This is a genomic window from Klebsiella sp. 4_1_44FAA (assembly GCF_000238715.1).
Taxonomy (GTDB): Bacteria; Pseudomonadota; Gammaproteobacteria; order Enterobacterales; family Enterobacteriaceae; genus Klebsiella; species Klebsiella pneumoniae.
In genome coordinates, this window is record NZ_JH414803.1 from 165,010 (window position 1) to 183,448 (window position 18,439).

General features: G+C 58.6%; 13 protein-coding genes. 3 read left to right on the plus strand and 10 right to left on the minus strand.

Annotated features, from left to right (window positions below):
- Genes rsmA through lptD form a run of 4 tightly spaced genes read right to left on the minus strand, consistent with a single transcriptional unit; the run spans position 1 to position 5,503 of the window.
- Positions 1-822, minus strand: a complete 822-nt coding sequence (gene rsmA, locus HMPREF1024_RS07500) for a 16S rRNA (adenine(1518)-N(6)/adenine(1519)-N(6))-dimethyltransferase RsmA (protein WP_002888324.1) — start codon at positions 820-822, stop codon at positions 1-3.
- Positions 819-1,808: a 4-hydroxythreonine-4-phosphate dehydrogenase PdxA gene (gene pdxA / locus HMPREF1024_RS07495; RefSeq protein WP_002888327.1), complete on the minus strand. Its 990-nt coding sequence runs from the start codon at positions 1,806-1,808 to the stop codon at positions 819-821. Before pdxA ends, rsmA begins: the two co-directional genes overlap by 4 nt.
- Before the next feature lie 5 nt (positions 1,809-1,813).
- Positions 1,814-3,100 (minus strand): peptidylprolyl isomerase SurA, encoded by a 1,287-nt coding sequence (gene surA, locus HMPREF1024_RS07490; RefSeq protein ID WP_002888329.1) that lies wholly within the window; start codon positions 3,098-3,100, stop codon positions 1,814-1,816.
- A gap of 54 nt (positions 3,101-3,154) precedes the next feature.
- Entirely contained in the window at positions 3,155-5,503 is a 2,349-nt protein-coding gene (gene lptD / locus HMPREF1024_RS07485; protein WP_004147026.1) for an LPS assembly protein LptD, read from the minus strand.
- A 243-nt stretch (positions 5,504-5,746) separates the two neighbouring features.
- Here lptD and djlA point away from each other — a divergent pair, with 243 nt between their 5' ends.
- Positions 5,747-6,574 (plus strand): co-chaperone DjlA, encoded by an 828-nt coding sequence (gene djlA, locus HMPREF1024_RS07480; protein WP_002888332.1) that lies wholly within the window; start codon positions 5,747-5,749, stop codon positions 6,572-6,574.
- A 32-nt stretch (positions 6,575-6,606) separates the two neighbouring features.
- Here djlA and HMPREF1024_RS07475 read toward each other — a convergent pair whose 3' ends face one another.
- Together HMPREF1024_RS07475 and HMPREF1024_RS07470 are read right to left on the minus strand one after the other, a co-directional pair.
- Entirely contained in the window at positions 6,607-7,305 is a 699-nt protein-coding gene (locus HMPREF1024_RS07475) for a response regulator (RefSeq protein WP_002888337.1), read from the minus strand.
- Positions 7,295-8,920 (minus strand): sensor histidine kinase, encoded by a 1,626-nt coding sequence (locus HMPREF1024_RS07470; protein ID WP_002888340.1) that lies wholly within the window; start codon positions 8,918-8,920, stop codon positions 7,295-7,297. The genes HMPREF1024_RS07475 and HMPREF1024_RS07470 overlap by 11 nt, the downstream gene beginning before the upstream one ends.
- Before the next feature lie 324 nt (positions 8,921-9,244).
- Between HMPREF1024_RS07470 and HMPREF1024_RS07465 the strand changes: the two genes are divergently transcribed.
- Positions 9,245-10,609, plus strand: coding sequence for a 2-hydroxycarboxylate transporter family protein (locus tag HMPREF1024_RS07465; RefSeq protein ID WP_002888345.1), 1,365 nt, complete (start codon positions 9,245-9,247; stop codon positions 10,607-10,609).
- Positions 10,610-10,788: 179 nt separating this feature from the next.
- Positions 10,789-11,328, plus strand: coding sequence for a citrate lyase holo-[acyl-carrier protein] synthase (citX, locus tag HMPREF1024_RS07460; protein ID WP_002888347.1), 540 nt, complete (start codon positions 10,789-10,791; stop codon positions 11,326-11,328).
- A gap of 74 nt (positions 11,329-11,402) precedes the next feature.
- On the opposite strand, the gene rluA is transcribed toward citX, so the two are convergent.
- The 4 genes from rluA to araD form a co-directional block, all read right to left on the minus strand.
- Complete coding sequence (gene rluA, locus HMPREF1024_RS07455; protein ID WP_002888348.1) at positions 11,403-12,062, minus strand: bifunctional tRNA pseudouridine(32) synthase/23S rRNA pseudouridine(746) synthase RluA; 660 nt, start codon at positions 12,060-12,062, stop codon at positions 11,403-11,405.
- Between the two features lie 12 nt (positions 12,063-12,074).
- Positions 12,075-14,981 (minus strand): RNA polymerase-associated protein RapA, encoded by a 2,907-nt coding sequence (rapA, locus tag HMPREF1024_RS07450; protein WP_009309230.1) that lies wholly within the window; start codon positions 14,979-14,981, stop codon positions 12,075-12,077.
- A 187-nt stretch (positions 14,982-15,168) separates the two neighbouring features.
- Positions 15,169-17,526 carry a DNA polymerase II gene (gene polB / locus HMPREF1024_RS07445; RefSeq protein WP_009309232.1) on the minus strand — a complete coding sequence of 786 codons (2,358 nt, stop codon included), beginning with the start codon at positions 17,524-17,526 and terminating at the stop codon, positions 15,169-15,171.
- Between the two features lie 175 nt (positions 17,527-17,701).
- Entirely contained in the window at positions 17,702-18,397 is a 696-nt protein-coding gene (araD, locus tag HMPREF1024_RS07440; RefSeq protein WP_002888353.1) for an L-ribulose-5-phosphate 4-epimerase, read from the minus strand.
- Positions 18,398-18,439: the final 42 nt, after the last annotated feature.

Sequence of the window (18,439 nt, forward strand, 5' to 3'; positions counted from 1 at the left end):
TTAGCTCTCCTTCGTTGGCAGATTGTCAGACAGCCAGTTGGCCATCAGGCAGTACTGCGCCACGGAAATATTTTCGGCGCGCATGGCCGGGTCGATGCCCAGCTCGGTCAGCACTTCCACGCTGAACAGATTGCCGAGACTGTTGCGGATAGTCTTGCGGCGCTGGTTGAACGCTTCGGTGGTGATGCGGCTCAGCACCCGGATCTCTTTGACCGGATACGGCATGGTGCTGTGCGGCACCAGGCGTACCACCGCGGAGTCGACCTTAGGCGGCGGGGTAAACGCGCTCGGCGGCACTTCGAGTACCGGGATCACCTGGCAATAATATTGCGCCATCACGCTTAACCGACCATACGCCTTACTGTTCGGTCCGGCAACCAGACGATTCACTACTTCCTTCTGAAGCATAAAGTGCATATCGGCAATGGCATCAGTATAGCTGAACAGATGGAACATCAGCGGGGTCGAGATATTGTACGGCAGGTTGCCGAAGACGCGCAGCGGCTGGCCCATTTTCTCCGCCAGTTCGCCAAAGTTCATGGTCATCGCATCCTGCTGATAGATGGTCAGCTTTGGACCGAGGAACGGATGCGTCTGTAGGCGAGCCGCCAGATCGCGGTCCAGTTCGATGACGGTCAGCTGGTCAAGGCGTTCGCCGACCGGCTCGGTCAGGGCCGCCAGGCCGGGGCCGATTTCAACCATCGCCTGGCCTTTCTGCGGGTTAATCGCCGAGACGATGCTGTCGATCACAAACTGATCGTTGAGGAAGTTCTGCCCGAAGCGTTTACGGGCTAAATGGCCCTGATGGACTCGATTATTCATTGGGTATTAACAATCATTTTGATGGCGAGATTAAGCGCCGTGATAAAACTGCCGACGTCCGCTTTTCCCTGGCCCGCTAATTCCAGTGCGGTGCCGTGGTCGACGGAGGTACGAATAAAAGGTAAACCGAGCGTAATGTTCACGCCGCGGCCAAAGCCCTGGTATTTTAGCACGGGCAGGCCCTGATCGTGGTACATCGCGAGTACCGCATCGGCATGATCAAGATATTTCGGCTGAAAGAGGGTGTCTGCCGGCAGCGGACCGCTGAGGTTCATCCCCTTTGCGCGCATCTCTTCCAGCACCGGAATGATGGTGTCTATCTCTTCTGTTCCCATATGGCCGCCTTCGCCAGCGTGCGGGTTAAGCCCGCAAACCAGCACATGCGGCTGGGCAATGCCAAATTTCGTGCGCAGGTCGTGATCGAGAATGGTGATGATCTCGCGCAGTAGCTCGGGGGTAATCGCTTCGCTGATGGCTTTCAACGGCAGATGGGTAGTGACCAGCGCCACCCGCAGCTCCTCGGTCGCCAACATCATCACCACTTTGCTGGCCTTCGCGCGTTCTTCAAAGAACTCGGTATGACCGGTAAAGGCGATACCGGCGTCGTTGATGTTGCCTTTATGCACCGGGCCGGTCACTAACGCCGCAAACTCGCCGCTAAGGCAACCGTCGCAGGCGCGCGCCAGCGTCTCCACTACGTAGGCGCCGTTTTGCACATTCAGCACGCCGGGCTCCGCCGGGACGTTTAGCGGCACGTTCAGCAGCGTCAGGGTACCGGCGCGCTGAGGAACAGGAGGTTGCGCGGGATCGTAAGGGAGGAGAGATAAAGGAAGACCGAGCCGCTTGGCTCGGTCAGTTAACAGGGCGCCATCGGCGCAAATCACCAGCTCAACTGGCCAGTCGCGCTGGGCAAGCTGCACGACCAGGTCAGGGCCAATCCCGGCGGGTTCGCCGGGAGTGATAACAACTTTACGGGTTTCAGGCATCGATATTAGTTGCTCAGAATTTTAACATACGCACTGGCGCGCTGTTCCTGCATCCAGGTTGCCGCTTCTTCAGAGAATTTGCGGTTCATCAGCATGCGGTAAGCACGATCTTTCTGCGCGGCGTCGGTTCTGTCGACCTGACGGCTATCCAGCAGTTCGATCAGGTGCCAGCCAAAGGAAGAGTGCACCGGTCCGCTGGTCTGCCCTTTGTTCAGACGCATCAGCGCATCGCGGAACGCCGGGTCAAAAATGTCCGGCGTGGCCCAGCCTAAATCACCGCCCTGGTTTGCCGAGCCCGGATCTTCCGAATAGGTTTTCGCCGCTTGAGCAAACGTGATTTTCCCGCTCTTAATCTCGGCTGCGATCTGTTCCAGCTTAGCCTGAGCCTGGGCGTCGTTCATGATCGGCGACGGTTTCAGCAGAATATGACGGGCGTGAACCTCGGTAACGGAGATATTCTGGGTACCACCGCGCAGGTCGTTGACTTTCAGAATGTGGAAACCAACGCCGGAACGAATCGGACCGACGATATCCCCTTTCTTCGCGGTGCTTAACGCCTGAGCGAAAATGCCCGGCAGCTCCTGGATACGGCCCCAGCCCATCTGGCCACCCTTCAGCGCCTGTTGGTCAGCGGAGTAGGTGATCGCCAGTTTGCCGAAGTTGGCGCCGTTGCGCGCCTGCTCAACGATGGAGTTTGCTTGCTCCTGGGCCGCGGCGACTTCATCAGAGGTCGGGTTCTCCGGCAGCGGGATCAGGATGTGGCTCAGGTTGAGCTCGGTGCTGGCGTCGTTCTGGTCGCCGATCTGTTTCGCCAGCGCTTCCACTTCCTGCGGCAGCACGGTGATGCGACGACGCACTTCATTGTTACGCACTTCCGAAATCAGCATCTCTTTACGGATCTGGTTACGGTAGGTGTTGTAGTTGATGCCTTCATAGGCCAGACGGCTGCGCATCTGATCCAAGGTCATATTATTTTGTTTGGCGATGTTGGCGATAGCCTGATCGAGCTGGTCGTCAGAGATCTTCACGCCCATCTTCTGCCCCATCTGTAACACGATCTGGTCCATGATCAGTCTTTCGAGGATTTGATGGCGCAGGGTGGCGTCATCCGGCAGCTGTTGGCCAGCCTGACCAGCATTGAGCTTAACCGATTGCATCAAACCATCGACGTCGCTTTCCAGCACGACGCCATTATTGACGACGGCCGCTACTTTATCGACCACCTGGGGGGCAGCGAAACTGGTATTCGCGATCATGGCGATACCGAGAAGCAGCGTTTTCCAGTTCTTCATACTTTTTCCATTTCGATTAACCGCAAATGCGGATGATGTTGTAAACCAGCCGCATCACAGGGAGCTCTGGTACGGTAAAATGTTCGATCGCAGCATCTGCTGGGTGCCGAGGCCGTAGTTAGAGCTCAGACCGCGCAATTCGATATTGATTCCGAAGGTGTTATCGTATTTGCTCTCGCCGCCGTTGTCGTTGCTGTTCCAGCCGTTGACTTTACGTTCGTAGCCAAGACGGATGGCGTAGCAGCAGGAGTTATACTGCACACCCAACATCTGGTTTGCTGCTTTCCGGGTATTAGTATCGTAGTAGTAGGCCCCGACCACCGACCAGCGATCGACAATCGGCCAACTGGCGGTCATCCCCACCTGCGAAATACCCTGTTTATATTGTGCCGCGGTGGAATATGACGGCAGCGTGGCCTGAATATATTCCGGGCTGGCGTAACGATAGTTAAGCTGTACTAAGCGGTTCTCATCGCGACGGTATTCAATGGTGCCGTTACCAGTGGCAACGTTATCCAGACGCGTATCGTACTGGATCCCTCCGCGCAGACCCCATTCATCGGCAATGCGCCAGTAGGTATCGCCGGCCCAGACCAGTGAACCCGTGGTATCGTTGTTCTCCCAGTTGATGTTGTCATCACCGGTGCGTGACTCGGTGAAATAGTAGATTTGACCAACGGAAATATTAAAACGTTCCACCGCGGCGGCATCATACACGCGCGAGGTGAGCCCGGTGGTGACCTGATTAGCCGACGCGATGCGGTCCAGACCGCTATAGGTACGGTCGCGGAACAGACCGGTGTAATCCGACTGCAACAGCGTGGAGTCGTAGTTGCCGATTTCACTCTGATCGCGGTACGGCACGTACAGATACTGCACGCGCGGTTCCAGCGTTTGGGTGAATCCCTCCTGCAGGTCGCGTTCAAAGACCATTTTGCCGTCGACTTTAAACTGCGGCATTACGCGGCTGACGGACTCTTTATAGTCAGTGCCGTTGGCGGCATTGTACTTATCGAGGTTGCTCTGCTGGTAGTGAGTCGCCAGCAGCTTGGCTTCGGTATTCAGACTGCCCCAACCGTTGGACAGCGGCAGGTTGATCGTCGGTTCGAAGTGAACGCGGGTCGCTTCCGGCATGTTGTTATTCGAGTTAACAAAATGGGCAACCTGTCCATAGAGATGGGTATCGAACGGACCGACATCATTCTGGTAGTAGTTGACGTCGAGCTGCGGCTCAGCCGAATAGGAGTTGCTCGATTCGCGGTCAAAGACCTGGAACTGTTTGGTCGATACCGTGGCGTCAAAGTTCTGGTTGACGTAACCGGCGCTGAATTTCTGCGTCGCATAGCCGTCGGTACTGGAACCATATTTCGAGCTGAAGTCGTTGAAGTAGTCAGGATCGCTGACCTTGGTGTAGTCAGCGTTCAGACGCCATACCTGATCGATAACCCCTGAGTGGTTCCAGTAGAACAGCCAGCGGCGGCTGTTGCTGTCGCTCGAGTGGTCGTCTTCGTAGACTTTATCCGACGGCAGGTAGTCGAATTCAGTTAAGCCGCTGCCGAGCTGGGTCAGATAGCGGAACTCGTTTTCCCACATCACGCCGCCGCGTTTGTTCATATAGTGCGGAGTAATAGTGGCATCGAAGTTTGGCGCGATGTTCCAGTAGTACGGCAGGGAGAATTCCACGCCGTTTTTGGTGCTGTATTTCGCGTTCGGGATCAGGAAGCCTGAACGACGCTTATCGCCCACCGGCAGCTGCAGGTAGGGGCTATAGAAAATCGGCACAGAGCCAAGCTTGAAGCGGGCGTTCCAGATCTCGGCAACCTGCTCTTCGCGATCGTGGATAACTTCGCTGCCGACGACGCTCCAGGTGTCGGAGCCCGGCAGACAGGAGGTAAAGCTGCCGTTTTCGAGAATGGTATAGCGGTTTTCACCGCGCTGTTTCATCAGGTCGGCGGTGCCGCGTCCCTGGCGTCCGACCATTTGATAATCGCCCTGCCAGACGTTGGTATCTTTGGTATTCAGATTCGACCAGGCTTTTGGCCCTTTGAGGATCACCTGGTTATCGTCGTAATGCACGTTGCCCAGCGCGTCCACCGTGCGCACCGGCTGCGCCTGGCCCGCGGCCTGCTGCTGATGCAGCTGAACTTCGTCGGCGCGGAGGCGACTATTCCCCTGGTTAATATCGACGTTGCCGGTAAAGACGGCGTTGTCCGGGTAGTTGCCCTTCGCATGATCGGCGTTAATCGTCACCGGCAGATCGCCAGGACGACCTTCCACGAGCGGACGATCATAGCTTGGCACGCCAAGCATACATTGCGTTGCGAGATCGGCAGCGAGGCCTTGTTGGCTATACAAGGCGCTGGCAATCATCGTAGCCAGGAGGCTGGGAATACGTTTTTTCATACGTTGTATTTATTGTTCCATCATCTTGTGACAGCGGCTTGCAAACGGTCAGAGCCTAACTTACTCAACATTATCACGCTAGTGTTAATCCTGCCCGTTTCGAGCCCGAGCGTTAGGCACCCTGTTGAATGACGAGTATGATAAAGCAAATTATAGGCTATGTCCCACAATTGACCGAGGCGCGAGTGCCGGGTAACGTGCGGTCATATTCGAGCTTAACGGCGATAAACAGTTGGGGAGTCTATGCAGTATTTGGGTAAAGTGATTGGCGTGGCAGTGGCTTTGCTGATGGGTGGTGGGTTCTGGGGCGTGGTGCTTGGCTTTCTGGTCGGCCATATGTTTGACCGGGCGCGCAGCCGCCGGTTAAATCTCTTCGCCAATCAGCAGGAGCGTCAGTCGCTCTTCTTTTCCACCACCTTCGAAGTGATGGGGCACCTGACCAAATCCAAGGGCCGCGTTACCGAAGCGGATATTCATGTCGCCAATGTGCTAATGGATCGCATGAACCTGCATGGCGCCTCGCGCACCGCGGCGCAGCAGGCGTTTCGCGACGGTAAGGCCGACAACTATCCCCTGCGCGAGAAAATGCGTCAGCTGCGCAGCGTCTGCTTTGGCCGTTTCGATCTGATTCGGATGTTTCTGGAAATTCAGCTGCAGGCGGCGTTCGCTGATGGCGAACTGCATCCTAACGAACGTGAAGTGCTGTTCGTCATTGCCGACGAGCTCGGCATCTCCCGCGCCCAGTTCGATCAATTCCTGCGGATGATGCAGGGCGGCGCCCAGTTTGGCGGCGGTTCGCAGCAGCGCTCTTATGGCCAGCATGGCGGCAACGCCGGCTGGCAGCAGGCGCAGCGTGGGCCGACCCTCGAAGATGCCTGCAATGTGCTGGGAGTAAAACCGACCGACGACGCGGCGACGGTGAAGCGCGCCTATCGCAAGCTGATGAACGAACATCATCCGGACAAGCTGGTAGCGAAAGGTCTGCCGCCGGAGATGATGGAGATGGCCAAACAGAAGGCCCAGGAGATCCAGAAGGCCTGGGAGCTGATCAAAGAGCAGCGCGGCTTCTGACGTTTCCAGCCCCTCCCGTCCGGTGAGGGGTTTTAACTTTTGACCTTAGCGCGGCGATACAGCCGCCGCGGATGGCCAATTTTTCCGTACAGCATCTCCACTTCCAGAAAACCGGTCTCAACGCCGTGCTCCAGATAGCGACGGGCGGTGGTTTTGCTGAGCCCGGCGGCGCTGACCACTTCATCAACGGAAAAACAGTGCGCTTCCCGGTCGCTAAACAGTCCCTGCACCAGCGCCAGCGTTTTCTCTTCAATCCCCTTGCTGCCGCTATCCACGCGATAGTTCTTCGCCTGCAGTTGATAGAGGGAATCGACGTTTTGCTGATCGACGATTTTCCACTCCCGTTGCTGATCGTAGAACTGGATAAAGCGCTCCAGCGACTGGCTCAGCCGCTTCCATGATACCGGCTTAAGGATATAGTCGAAGGCGCCGTTGCGGATGGCCTGGCTGCAGGTTTCCATATCGCTGGCGGCGGTGATAAAGATCACCGAGCATTGGCTGGTCGCCAGCGCCGGGTCGGTCATCAGCGTGACGCCTTTGCCGTCCGGTAAATAGTTATCCAGCAGCACCAGCTGCGGCGGCGTGGCGTGAAGCAGCTGCCGCGCCTGGGCGAGGGAGGCCGCCATGCCTGCCAGCCGCAGTCGCGGGTGTTTTTGCACAAGCTCGGCGTGCAGGCGCGCCAGTTCGCTCTCATCTTCAATGATTAGCACATCGACCAGGTCATGATGCATCGTGGGCCTCCGGTTGCGGACAGGCGTGCGCGTCGGCCGGGATAAATAGGGTGAAGATCGTTCCCCGCGGCGCGTTATCGGCGACTTCGATGGTGCCGCCCGCCTGAGTGACATAATGTTCAATAAGATACAGACCAATGCCGTGATCGCCACGGGTTTTGGTGGTGACGCCGCGTTCAAAAATGCGCTCGCGGATATCGGGGCGGATGCCGACGCCGCGGTCGGCCACTTCGATAATCAACTCCCGGGCGTTGAGCTGGATCAGGACTTCAACCGGCTCATGCGGCAGCTCGGCACGCTGCGTGGCTTCGATGGCGTTATCCAGCAGGTTGCCGATGATGGAGATCAGCTCGGATTCCATTAGCGACGGCAGGGGGCGGTCGATACGGCAGGCCGGGTCGAAGCTCAGCGCCACGCCTTTTTCGCGGGCGCGGGTGGCTTTGCCGAGCAGCAGACCGCATAGCGTCGGCGAGTGGAAGTGCGAGGAGATAAAGTCCAGTAGCTCCTGAGCATGTTCCGACTGGGCCTGAATATAGCGGATCGCTTCGTCATAATGGCCCATATGCAGCAGGCCGGAGAGGGTAGTCATCCGGTTGAGCTGCTCGTGGCGCATGATGCGCAGATTGTCGACATAGCGCTTCACCTGGCTCAGCTGGGCGGTGAGGGCATTGATTTCATTGCGGTCACGGAATGTGATCACCCAGCCCTGCAGGGTATTCTCCAGCATAATGCGCACCCGACTGGCGAGCACGGTCAACTGGTTGAAGCGGCATAGCTCATCGTGGGTATCGCGTTCGAGCATGTCGCCGCTGGCGAAAAAGGGCTGCGGCGAAATGACGCTGTCGATCGACTGACCGCGCAGCTGGCGGGCAGGCTGGCTGAGCCCCAGCAGGCTGCGGGCGGCATGGTTTATCACCTCAATACGCCGCTGGCGATCGATGACGATCACCCCCTCAAAGATCGACTCCATCATCGCCTTTTGCTGGCGAACCAGCAGGCCAATTTCCCGCGGCTCGAGCGAAAAAATCTGCTTCTTGATACTGCGGGTAAAGTACCAGGAGAAGATAAACAGGGCGATGAGCAGCAGGACGGCGGCGATAAAAATATTGATCACTTTAGTCAGAGTAATGCTGTCGAGATAGCTGGTGAGGTAGCCGACGGAGACAATACCGATCACTCGCCCTGCGTCATCAACGATGGGCGTTTTGCTGCGCAGCGAGACCCCGAGGCCGCCTTTGCGAATGGTGGTGATGGATTTTCCTTCCAGTACCGCCTGGTTGTCGCCGCCGACCAGTCGGGTGCCGACCCACTCCGGATGGACGGAATGAAACAGATGAACTCCCTGACGGTCGCCGATGACGATAAAGCTGGCGTCGCTATGGGCGGCGATTTGCTGCATAAACGCCTGAATCGCCTGTGGGTCGTGCCGGCTGACCTGTTGACGTAAATTCGGCATCAGGGCTATCTCTTCGGCCTGTATTTTGGCCCGGGCGCTCATCTCCTGATAAAGCTGGCGGCTGGCGTCAAAATAATAATAAATGCCCAGTGCGATAAAAAGGACCGAGAAAAAAGCGACCAGAGAAATAAACAGCTTATATTGAAAAGATAATTTCATAGGCCCCGGACGACGTATTAACCATACCGGCACTCTATCATTTTTCTGTCACGTGACGTAAATGTTAAGGGAAAGTTGTGATCAGCGGCGCAGGCGCGGGCTGCCGCCAGCGGTCGCGGCGGAAATAGGCGGCCGGCGGGAAATAAAAACCATAAAAACCACAGTCATAAATCAGAGATATATCACTCCCGGGCAGTTCAGCGAATAGAAACCATAAAAACCATAGTGACCATTAAAACTTCTTTTTTAATCTGGGAAGCTTCACATTAACGACGCCGCTGTCCCTTTACGCTGAAAATGAATAATAACGACAGGGCTGAATTTATGAGCACCACAGACAATGCATTCTCTGCAACCCTTGAACCGATCGATACGCCGAAAACCACGCTCAAGCAGCGCTGGTGGCATATCATGGATAACTGGAAGGTGGGGATCGTCCCGCTGCCGCTGTTTCTGCTGGCCGGAGGACTGATTGCCCTCGACTGCCTTGGCGGCAAACTGCCGAGCGATATCGTGGTGATGGTGGCCACCCTGGCTTTTTTTGGCTTCGCCTGCGGCGAGTTTGGTAAACGCCTCCCGGTGCTGGGGAAACTCGGTGCGGCGGCGATCTGCGCCACCTTTATTCCTTCCGCGCTGGTCCACTATGGTCTGCTGCCTGACGTGGTTATTGAATCCACGACCAAATTCTATAAATCCACTAACATTCTCTATCTCTATATCTGCTGCATCATTGTCGGCAGCATCATGAGTATGAACCGCACCACGCTGATTCAGGGCTTTCTGAAGATCTTCTTCCCGATGCTGTGCGGCGAAGTGGTCGGCATGCTGGTGGGCATCGGCGTCGGCACGCTGCTGGGCATGGAGCCGTTCCAGGTATTCTTCTTTATCGTGCTGCCGATTATGGCCGGCGGCGTGGGAGAGGGGGCGATCCCGCTGTCAATGGGTTATGCCGCGCTGATGCATATGGAGCAGGGCGTGGCCCTGGGCCGGGTATTGCCGATGGTGATGCTTGGCAGCCTGACGGCGATCGTCATCTCCGGCTGCCTCAACCAGCTCGGCAAGCGCTTCCCGCATCTGACCGGCGAAGGGCAACTGATGCCGAACCGCAGCCATGAAACCCGCAGCCTCAGCGAGAGCGAAGGCGTGAGCGGTAAGACCGACGTTGGGACCCTCGCCTCCGGCGCGCTGCTGGCGGTACTGCTGTATATGATGGGGATGCTCGGCCACAAACTGATTGGTCTGCCGGCGCCGGTAGGCATGCTGTTCCTCGCGGTGCTGTTAAAGCTGGCTAACGTGGTGTCTCCGCGTCTGCAGGAGGGGTCGCAGATGGTGTATAAATTCTTCCGCACCGCAGTCACCTACCCGATCCTCTTTGCCGTCGGCGTGGCGATCACTCCGTGGCAGGAACTGGTAAACGCCTTCACTTTAACCAACCTGCTGGTGATCGTCAGTACCGTCTCCGCGCTGGTGGCGACCGGTTTCCTGGTTGGTAAAAAGATAGGGATGCACCCGATCGATGTGGCGATTGTTTCCTGTTGCCAGAGCGGGCAGGGCGGCACCGGCGATGTGGCGATCCTGACCGCCGGCAACCGCATGAGCCTGATGCCGTTCGCGCAGATCGCTACCCGCATCGGCGGGGCGATAAATGTCTCGCTGGGGTTGCTGTTCCTCAGCCACTATCTGGCGTGATATAACGCTACGCTCAGCGATAAATCTGCTATTTTCCGCTACAGAACGCCGAAAATATCTGCGTTCTGTATCCTAAATGCTCCGCATTTAGCGTTACAATCAGCGCGCGATCGGCTATCGCTACCATCATCATGACAGTCCAGGCGCTGTCGCATTTATCATATGTAGGAGAGGAATTAATGTCAGTGGATACTCCCGCCCAGGCGGGCGTCAGCATCGACGCATTGCTGGCGGCGAAAGAGCAGCGTGCAGCCCGCCAGGCCGACTGGTTGGCCCATTATCAGCAGCCTGTTATTTCCCTGACCCTGGTGACCCCAGGGGCGGTGAAGGACAGCATTCGCTATCGCAATATGATGGGCGTTGCCCTCCAGGCCTGCGATCAGCTGCTGTGGAAGCACCGCTGGCAAACGCTGGATCGTCAGGTGCTATGGCTGCCGACCGGGCCAGAAGCGCTGTGGTGCGTAGCGCATCCGGCCAGCGAAATCAAAGCGATGTGCAGTACGCTGGAGCAGAGCCATCCGCTGGGACGCCTGTGGGATATCGATGTAATCTGTCCGCAGAACGGGCTGGTGGGACGCCAGTCGCTGGGCGAATCGCAGCGCCGCTGCCTGCTGTGCGATGAGCCGGCGCACGCCTGTGCGCGCAGCCGTCGTCACGACACCGATCTCGTCGTCGCCCGCGTTGAGCAGATGATTGACGCGTGGTTCGCCCGCGATTAATCGGGATTGTTTTCTGTATCCTCACTAATCCGAGTTGCACGCAGCCAACCCGCATGCAACTCGAAGTGTGAGCGTTAAAAGTCGATCGGCGCGCGAAAGGTCATCGCGTTGCCGTAGGCAGGATGGGTGATGGTGAGCGTCTCGGCGTGCAGCAGCAGGCGCGGGGCCATCGCCAGCGCCTCCGGCGTGGCATAGAAGCGGTCGCCAAGGATCGGATGCCCCAGCGCCAGCATATGCACGCGCAGCTGGTGCGACCGCCCGGTAATCGGCTTCAGGCGCACGCGGGCGGTGTTATCCTCTGCGTACTCCAGCACCTCATATTCGGTTTGCGCCGCTTTGCCGGTTTCATAGCACACCTTCTGCTTTGGCCGGTTCGGCCAGTCGCAAATCAGCGGTAAATCCACGAGGCCTTCCGCCGGCTGCGGATGGCCCCAGACGCGGGCGACGTACTGCTTCTTCGGCTCGCGCTCGCGGAACTGACGCTTCAGTTCACGCTCGGCGGCTTTATTCAGCGCCACCACAATCACGCCGCTGGTGGCCATATCCAGGCGATGCACCGATTCGGCCTGCGGGAAGTCGCGCTGAATGCGCGTCATCACGCTGTCTTTATGCTCCTCAAGACGACCGGGGACGGACAACAAGCCGCTCGGCTTGTTGACCACCATGATGTGCTCATCCTGATACAGGATCACCAGCCAGGGATCCTGCGGCGGATTGTAGTTTTCCATCGCCATGTTCGCGTTCCGTTACTGGTGAGTGACGACGATCAGACGCAGCGCGTCCAGACGCCATCCGGCCTGCGCCAGCGCATCCATCACCTGCTGACGGTTGCTTTCGATCGCCGCCAGTTCGTCGTCACGGATGTTCGGGTTCACCGCCTTCAGCGCTTCCAGACGCGATAGCTCCGCCGTCAGCTTTTCATCGGCTTCGTTACGCGCCGCGTCGATCAGCCCCTGCGCCGCTTTGGCGATCTGCGCTTCACCCTGCTGCAGAATCGCATGAACGTCCTGCTGCACCGCATTGACCAGCTTGCTACCGGTATGGCGGTTGACCGCGCTCAGCTGGCGGTTGAAGCTTTCGAACTCCACCTGCGCGGCGAGGTTGTTGCCGTTTTTATCCAGCAGCATGCGAACCGGGGTCGCCGGCAGGAAGCGGTTGAGCTGCAGCTGCTTCGGCGCCTGCGCTTCGACGACATAGATCAGCTCCAGCAGCAGGGTGCCGACCGGCAGCGCCTTGTTCTTCAGCAGGGAAATGGTGCTGCTGCCGGTATCGCCGGAAAGGATCAGGTCCAGACCGTTGCGTATCAGCGGGTGTTCCCAGGTAATAAATTGCGCATCTTCACGCGACAGCGCCACGTCACGTTCGAAGGTGATGGTGCAACCGTCTTCCGGCAGGCCCGGGAAATCCGGCACCAGCATATGGTCGGAAGGGGTGAGGACGATCAGGTTTTCACCGCGGTCGTCCTGGTTGATGCCGACGATATCGAACAGGTTCATCGAGAAAGCGATCAGGCTGGTGTCGTCATCCTGCTCTTCGATGCTCTCCGCCAGGGCCTGGGCTTTCTCGCCGCCGTTGGAGTGGATCTCCAGCAGACGGTCGCGGCCCTGCTCCAGCTGCGCCTTCAGGGCATCATGCTGTTGGCGGCAGGATTTGATCAGATCGTCAAAGCCGTCGGTGGATTCCGGCGCCGCAAGATAGTTGATCAGTTCATCGTGCACGCTGTCGTAGACGGTGCGACCGGTCGGGCAGGTATGTTCGAAGGCGTCGAGCCCTTCGTGATACCAGCGCACCAGCACCGACTGCGCGGTTTTTTCCAGGTACGGAACGTGGATCTGGATATCGTGCGCCTGGCCGATACGGTCGAGACGACCGATACGCTGCTCCAGCAGATCCGGGTTAAACGGCAGGTCGAACATCACCAGGTTGCTGGCGAACTGGAAGTTGCGTCCTTCGGAGCCGATCTCGGAGCACAGCAGCACCTGGGCGCCGGTGTCTTCTTCAGCAAACCACGCCGCGGCGCGGTCGCGTTCGATAATCGACATCCCTTCATGGAACACCGCGGCGCGGATGCCTTCGCGCTCGCGCAGCACCTGTTCCAGCTGCAGGGCGGTGGCGGCCTTAGCGCAGATTACCAGCACCTTCTGCGAGCGATGGCTGGTCAGGTAACCCATCAGCCACTCGACGCGCGGGTCGAAGTTCCACCAGGTACCGGTATCACCTTCAAATTCCTGATAGATCTGCTCCGGATAGAGCATGTCGCGCGCGCGCTCTTCCGCGGTTTTGCGCGCGCCCATAATGCCGGACACTTTGATGGCCGTCTGGTACTGGGTCGGCAGCGGCAGACGAATGGTGTGCAGCTCGCGTTTCGGGAAACCTTTGACGCCGTTACGGGTATTACGGAACAGCACGCGGCTGGTGCCGTGGCGGTCCATCAGCATCGAGATCAGCTCCTGGCGCGCGGCCTGGGCATCTTCGCGATCGCTGTTGGCGGCCTGCAGCAGCGGCTCGATATCCTGCTCGCCGATCAGATCGCCCAGGGTATTGAGTTCGCTATCGCTCAGCTTGTTGCCCGCCAGCAGCAGCGCGACGGCGTCGGCCACCGGACGGTAGTTCTGCTGTTCTTCGACAAACTGTTCAAAATCGTGGAAGCGGTTCGGATCCAACAGACGCAGGCGCGCAAAATGGCTCTCCATTCCCAGCTGTTCCGGCGTCGCGGTCAGCAGCAGGATACCCGGCACGCGCTCAGCCAGCTGTTCAATAGCCTGATATTCACGGCTCGGCGCCTCTTCGCTCCACACCAGGTGGTGCGCTTCGTCGACCACCATCAGGTCCCACTCGGCGTCGCACAGGTGCTCCAGGCGCTGCTTGCTGCGACGCACGAAGTCTAAAGAGCAGATCACCAGCTGTTCGGTTTCGAACGGATTGTAGGCATCGTGCTGCGCTTCGGCGTAGCGCTCGTCATCGAACAGCGAGAAACGCAGGTTGAAACGGCGCAGCATCTCCACCAGCCACTGGTGCTGGAGGGTTTCCGGGACCACGATCAGCACGCGCTCTGCGGCGCCGGAGAGCAGCTGCTGGTGCAGGATCATCCCGGCTTCAATGGTTTTACCTAAGCCCACTTCATCGGCCAGCAGGACGCGCGGCGCGTGACGACGGCCCACATCGTGGGCAATATGCAGCTGGTGCGGGATCAGGCTGGTGCGCTGGCCGCGCAGGCCGCTCCACGGCATGCGGTACTGTTCGCTCTGGAACTTGCGCGCGCGGTAGCGCAGGGCAAAGCGATCCATGCGGTCGATTTGGCCGGCGAACAGGCGGTCCTGCGGTTTGCTGAATACCAGTTTGCTGTCGAGCAGCACTTCACGCAGGGTGACGTTCACTTCCTGGGTGTCCAGGCGGGTGCCAGTGTAGGACAGCAGCCCGTTCTCTTCATTCACTTTGTCAACGTGGAGCTGCCAGCCTTCATGGCTGGTGATGGTGTCGCCCGGGTTAAACATTACGCGGGTGATCGGGGAATCGTTGCGAGAGTACAGACGGTTTTCGCCGATGGCGGGGAAAAGGAGAGTGACCATGCGCGCATCCAGCGCTACCACCGTCCCTAATCCTAGTTCGCTCTCTGTGTCGCTAATCCAGCGTTGACCAAGTGTAAAAGGCATATATGTTCGGCTCTTTAGTTCTTTAATTGCAGGCAATAGTTGATCATCTCCATGAACAATCGGAGATGCGTCAAAATTGGGGCCAGGAATGGAAAGGGCGCTATATTACTGGATGGCAGAACGTTCGTCACGTTCTCCTCACGCTTCATTTTTAGGCTTTCGTGCCCGTGGAATGGGTGACAAAAAATCAAAATAGCCCCAACTGTCCTGTCACTATTGTAGCAAAGTCATCGTTGACGAAGGGCAGGATCCCTTCCGCCACCGGCTGCAACTGCTTTGTTAAATAGTGATCGTAATCGAGCGGCGACTGCTGGTAATCCACCGGCTCCGGGCCGCTGGTGGTCCAGACGTATTTGATGGTGCCGCGCTGCTGATACTGCTGCGCCCGCCCAAGCTTCAGGTTGTGTTCATCGGCAAGCCGGGCGGCGCGCACGTGCGGCGGTACGTTGCGCTGATACTCCGCCAGCGGCCGGCGCAGGCGTTTGCGATAAACCAGCTGTTCGTCGAGCTCGCCGTTCATCAGCCTGGCGATAGTCTCCCGCACATAATCCTGATACGGCTGGTTGCGGAAGATGCGCAGGTATAACTCCTGTTGAAACTGCTGGGCCAGCGGCGTCCAGTCGGTACGCACCGTTTCCAGCCCCTTAAACACCATGCGCTGGGCATCGCCCTCCTGAATCATCCCGGCATAGCGCTTCTTGCTGCCGGTATCGGCGCCGCGGATCGTCGGCATTAAAAAGCGGCAGAAGTGGGTTTCATACTCCAGCTCCAGGGCGCTGGTAAGCTGGCTTTTGCTAAGCTCCTGCGACCACCAGGCGTTGACATCGCTGACCAGCTCGCGGCCGATCTCCGCCGCCTGGGCTTCGCTGTGCGGGCGCTTAAGCCAGACGAAGGTGGAGTCGGTATCGCCGTAGATAACGTCATAGCCTTTGGCTTCAATTAACGCTTTAGTCTGGCGCATGATCGCATGGCCGCGCATGGTGATCGACGAGGCGAGACGCGGGTCGAAGAAGCGGCAGGCGCTGGTCCCCAGCACGCCGTAAAAGGCGTTCATAATGATCTTCAGCGCCTGGGAGAGCGGCTTATTGTGCTGGCGTTTGGCTTCATCCCGGCCGTGCCAGATCTGGCTGACAATCCCCGGCAGGCAGTGCTTATCTCGCGAGAAGCGGGCGCCGAGGAAGCCCTCGATACTGTGCTGGTCATCGGGTTGCGCCAGCCCTTCAACCAGGCCGACCGGATCGATTAAAAAGGTACGAATAATCGACGGATACAGGCTTTTATAGTCCAGCACCAGCACCGAGTCATACAGGCCGGGGCGGGAGTCCATCACGTAGCCGCCGGGGCTCGCCTGCGGCGGTACGTCGCCGAGATTCGGCGCCACGTAGCCCAGGCGGTGCATGCGCGGGAAATAGAGATGGCTGAAGGCGGCGACCGAGCCGCCGTGGCGGTCGGCGGGCAGACCGTTGACCGTCGCCCGTTCGAGCAAAAACGGCATGATCTCCGTTTTGTGGAAGATCCGCGTCACCAGCTCGCAATCCTGCAGGTTATAGATGGCCAGCGCCGGTTTGTCTTCATGAAACCGGCGCTCGATCTCATCCATCCGATCCCATGGGTTGTCGATGGCTTTGCCTTCTCCCAGCAGCTCGCGGGCCACCGCCTCCAGCGAAAAGGAGGAGAAATTCCAGAACGCCGATTTTAGCGCGTCGATGCCGTCGATAATCAGCCGCCCGTTGGCCTGGGCGAAAAAGACGCCGTTCTTAAAGCCGTGCTCACGCCACTCCAGCTCGCTGTTGCCGCGGCCGAGCCGCAGCGGGATGCGATAGCGTTCGGCGTGCTTTTGCAGAACGCGCAGATCGAACTGCACTACGTTCCAGCCGATCAGCACGTCGGGGTCGTGTTCGGCAAACCAGGCGTTGAGCTTTTCCAGCAGCAGGGGACGGCTGGCGATGAAGACCAGCTCGAAGTCGACGTCTGGCGACGTTTCCGGTTCGGGGCCCAGCATGTAGACCACCCGCTGGCCGCAGCCTTCCAGACCGATGCAGTACAGCTCGCCGTGGCGGCTGGTTTCGATATCCAGCGACACCCATTTCAGCGGCGGACGATAGTCAGGGTTCGGCTTCATGCGTGCGTTGACCAGCTGCGAGCCGCGCGTTTCGCCTTCCACCCACACCGGGGCGGTGATAAAGCGCTCCATCAGATAGCGCTCCGGCGGGCGGATATCGCCTTCGTAAACGGTGACGCCGCTGTCGCGGAGCATCTTCTCCAGACGCATCAACTGGCGATGGGCGCGGCAGTAGAGGCCAACAATCGGCTGACGGTGGAAATCTTTCAGGGCCAGCGGGGCGAAGCGGAGCCCTTTCTCCCCCTGCAGCAGCCGTTCAGCCTGCGCCCGCTGCGCTTCGGGAATAAAGGCGACGGACTCCTGCGGCGGGAGGGTGACCTGCAGCGGACCGTCGTCGGTGGCCAGCCAGAAGGAGAGCTCGGTGCCCTGCGGAGTGTCCCGCCAGTGACGGGTGAGTAAAAATCCTGCTCGTGGCTGGGTCACGGGTATTCTCGCCGATAAAAAATCAGGCCTGATTATAGCCTGGTTTCATGAGGGGTGCTGGGGTTTTATACAGGTGTTCGGCGCTAATGTTGCCCCGGATTGCGGCTTGCGCCTTATCCAGGCTACCAGATGGCGCAGAGCCCTGGCCCTGCTAAGCGCAGCGCGAGCAGGGTGATTATTGGCCGTAGTAGGCTTTGGCCCCATGCTTACGCAGATAGTGCTTATCCAGCAGGGTCTGCTGCATAGCCGGCAGCTGCGGCGCCAGCTGGCGGCAGAAAATCCCCATATAGGCGATCTCTTCCAGCACGATGGCGTTATGCACCGCGTCTTCGGCGTTCTTGCCCCAGGCGAACGGGCCGTGGGAATGGACCAGCACGCCGGGCATCTGCGCCGGGTCGATTCCCTGCTGGCGGAAGGTTTCGACAATCACGTTGCCGGTTTCCCACTCATAGTCGCCGTTGATCTCCGCATCAGTCATTAACCGGGTGCAGGGCACCGGGCCATAAAAGTAGTCGGCATGGGTAGTGCCGGTCGCGGGAATAGATTGCCCGGCCTGCGCCCAGATGGTGGCGTGGCGCGAATGGGTATGCACAATGCCGCCCAGCGTCGGGAAAGCCTGATACAGCAGGCGATGGGTCGGGGTATCCGACGAGGGCTTTTTATTACCCTCTACCACTTCGCCGCTCTCCAGACTGACCACCACCATATCGTCGGCGGTCATCACGCGGTAATCCACACCGGAGGGTTTGATCACGAACACCCCTTTCTCGCGGTCGACGGCGCTGACGTTGCCCCAGGTTAAGGTCACCAGATTATGCTTTGGCAGGGCCAGGTTAGCTTCCAGCACCTGGCGTTTAAGATCTTCTAACATAGTGTGCTCCGAATAGCAGGCGAGTCGGGTATCCCTCACCCC

What these genes read in the sequence shown, in the direction of transcription:
- rsmA (WP_002888324.1), bottom strand. Translation starts at nt 822, where the DNA reads ATGAATAATCGAGTCCATCAGGGCCATTTAGCCCGTAAACGCTTCGGG.
- pdxA (WP_002888327.1), bottom strand. Translation starts at nt 1,808, where the DNA reads ATGCCTGAAACCCGTAAAGTTGTTATCACTCCCGGCGAACCCGCCGGG.
- surA (WP_002888329.1), bottom strand. Translation starts at nt 3,100, where the DNA reads ATGAAGAACTGGAAAACGCTGCTTCTCGGTATCGCCATGATCGCGAAT.
- lptD (WP_004147026.1), bottom strand. Translation starts at nt 5,503, where the DNA reads ATGAAAAAACGTATTCCCAGCCTCCTGGCTACGATGATTGCCAGCGCC.
- djlA (WP_002888332.1), top strand. Translation starts at nt 5,747, where the DNA reads ATGCAGTATTTGGGTAAAGTGATTGGCGTGGCAGTGGCTTTGCTGATG.
- HMPREF1024_RS07475 (WP_002888337.1), bottom strand. Translation starts at nt 7,305, where the DNA reads ATGCATCATGACCTGGTCGATGTGCTAATCATTGAAGATGAGAGCGAA.
- HMPREF1024_RS07470 (WP_002888340.1), bottom strand. Translation starts at nt 8,920, where the DNA reads ATGAAATTATCTTTTCAATATAAGCTGTTTATTTCTCTGGTCGCTTTT.
- HMPREF1024_RS07465 (WP_002888345.1), top strand. Translation starts at nt 9,245, where the DNA reads ATGAGCACCACAGACAATGCATTCTCTGCAACCCTTGAACCGATCGAT.
- citX (WP_002888347.1), top strand. Translation starts at nt 10,789, where the DNA reads ATGTCAGTGGATACTCCCGCCCAGGCGGGCGTCAGCATCGACGCATTG.
- rluA (WP_002888348.1), bottom strand. Translation starts at nt 12,062, where the DNA reads ATGGCGATGGAAAACTACAATCCGCCGCAGGATCCCTGGCTGGTGATC.
- rapA (WP_009309230.1), bottom strand. Translation starts at nt 14,981, where the DNA reads ATGCCTTTTACACTTGGTCAACGCTGGATTAGCGACACAGAGAGCGAA.
- araD (WP_002888353.1), bottom strand. Translation starts at nt 18,397, where the DNA reads ATGTTAGAAGATCTTAAACGCCAGGTGCTGGAAGCTAACCTGGCCCTG.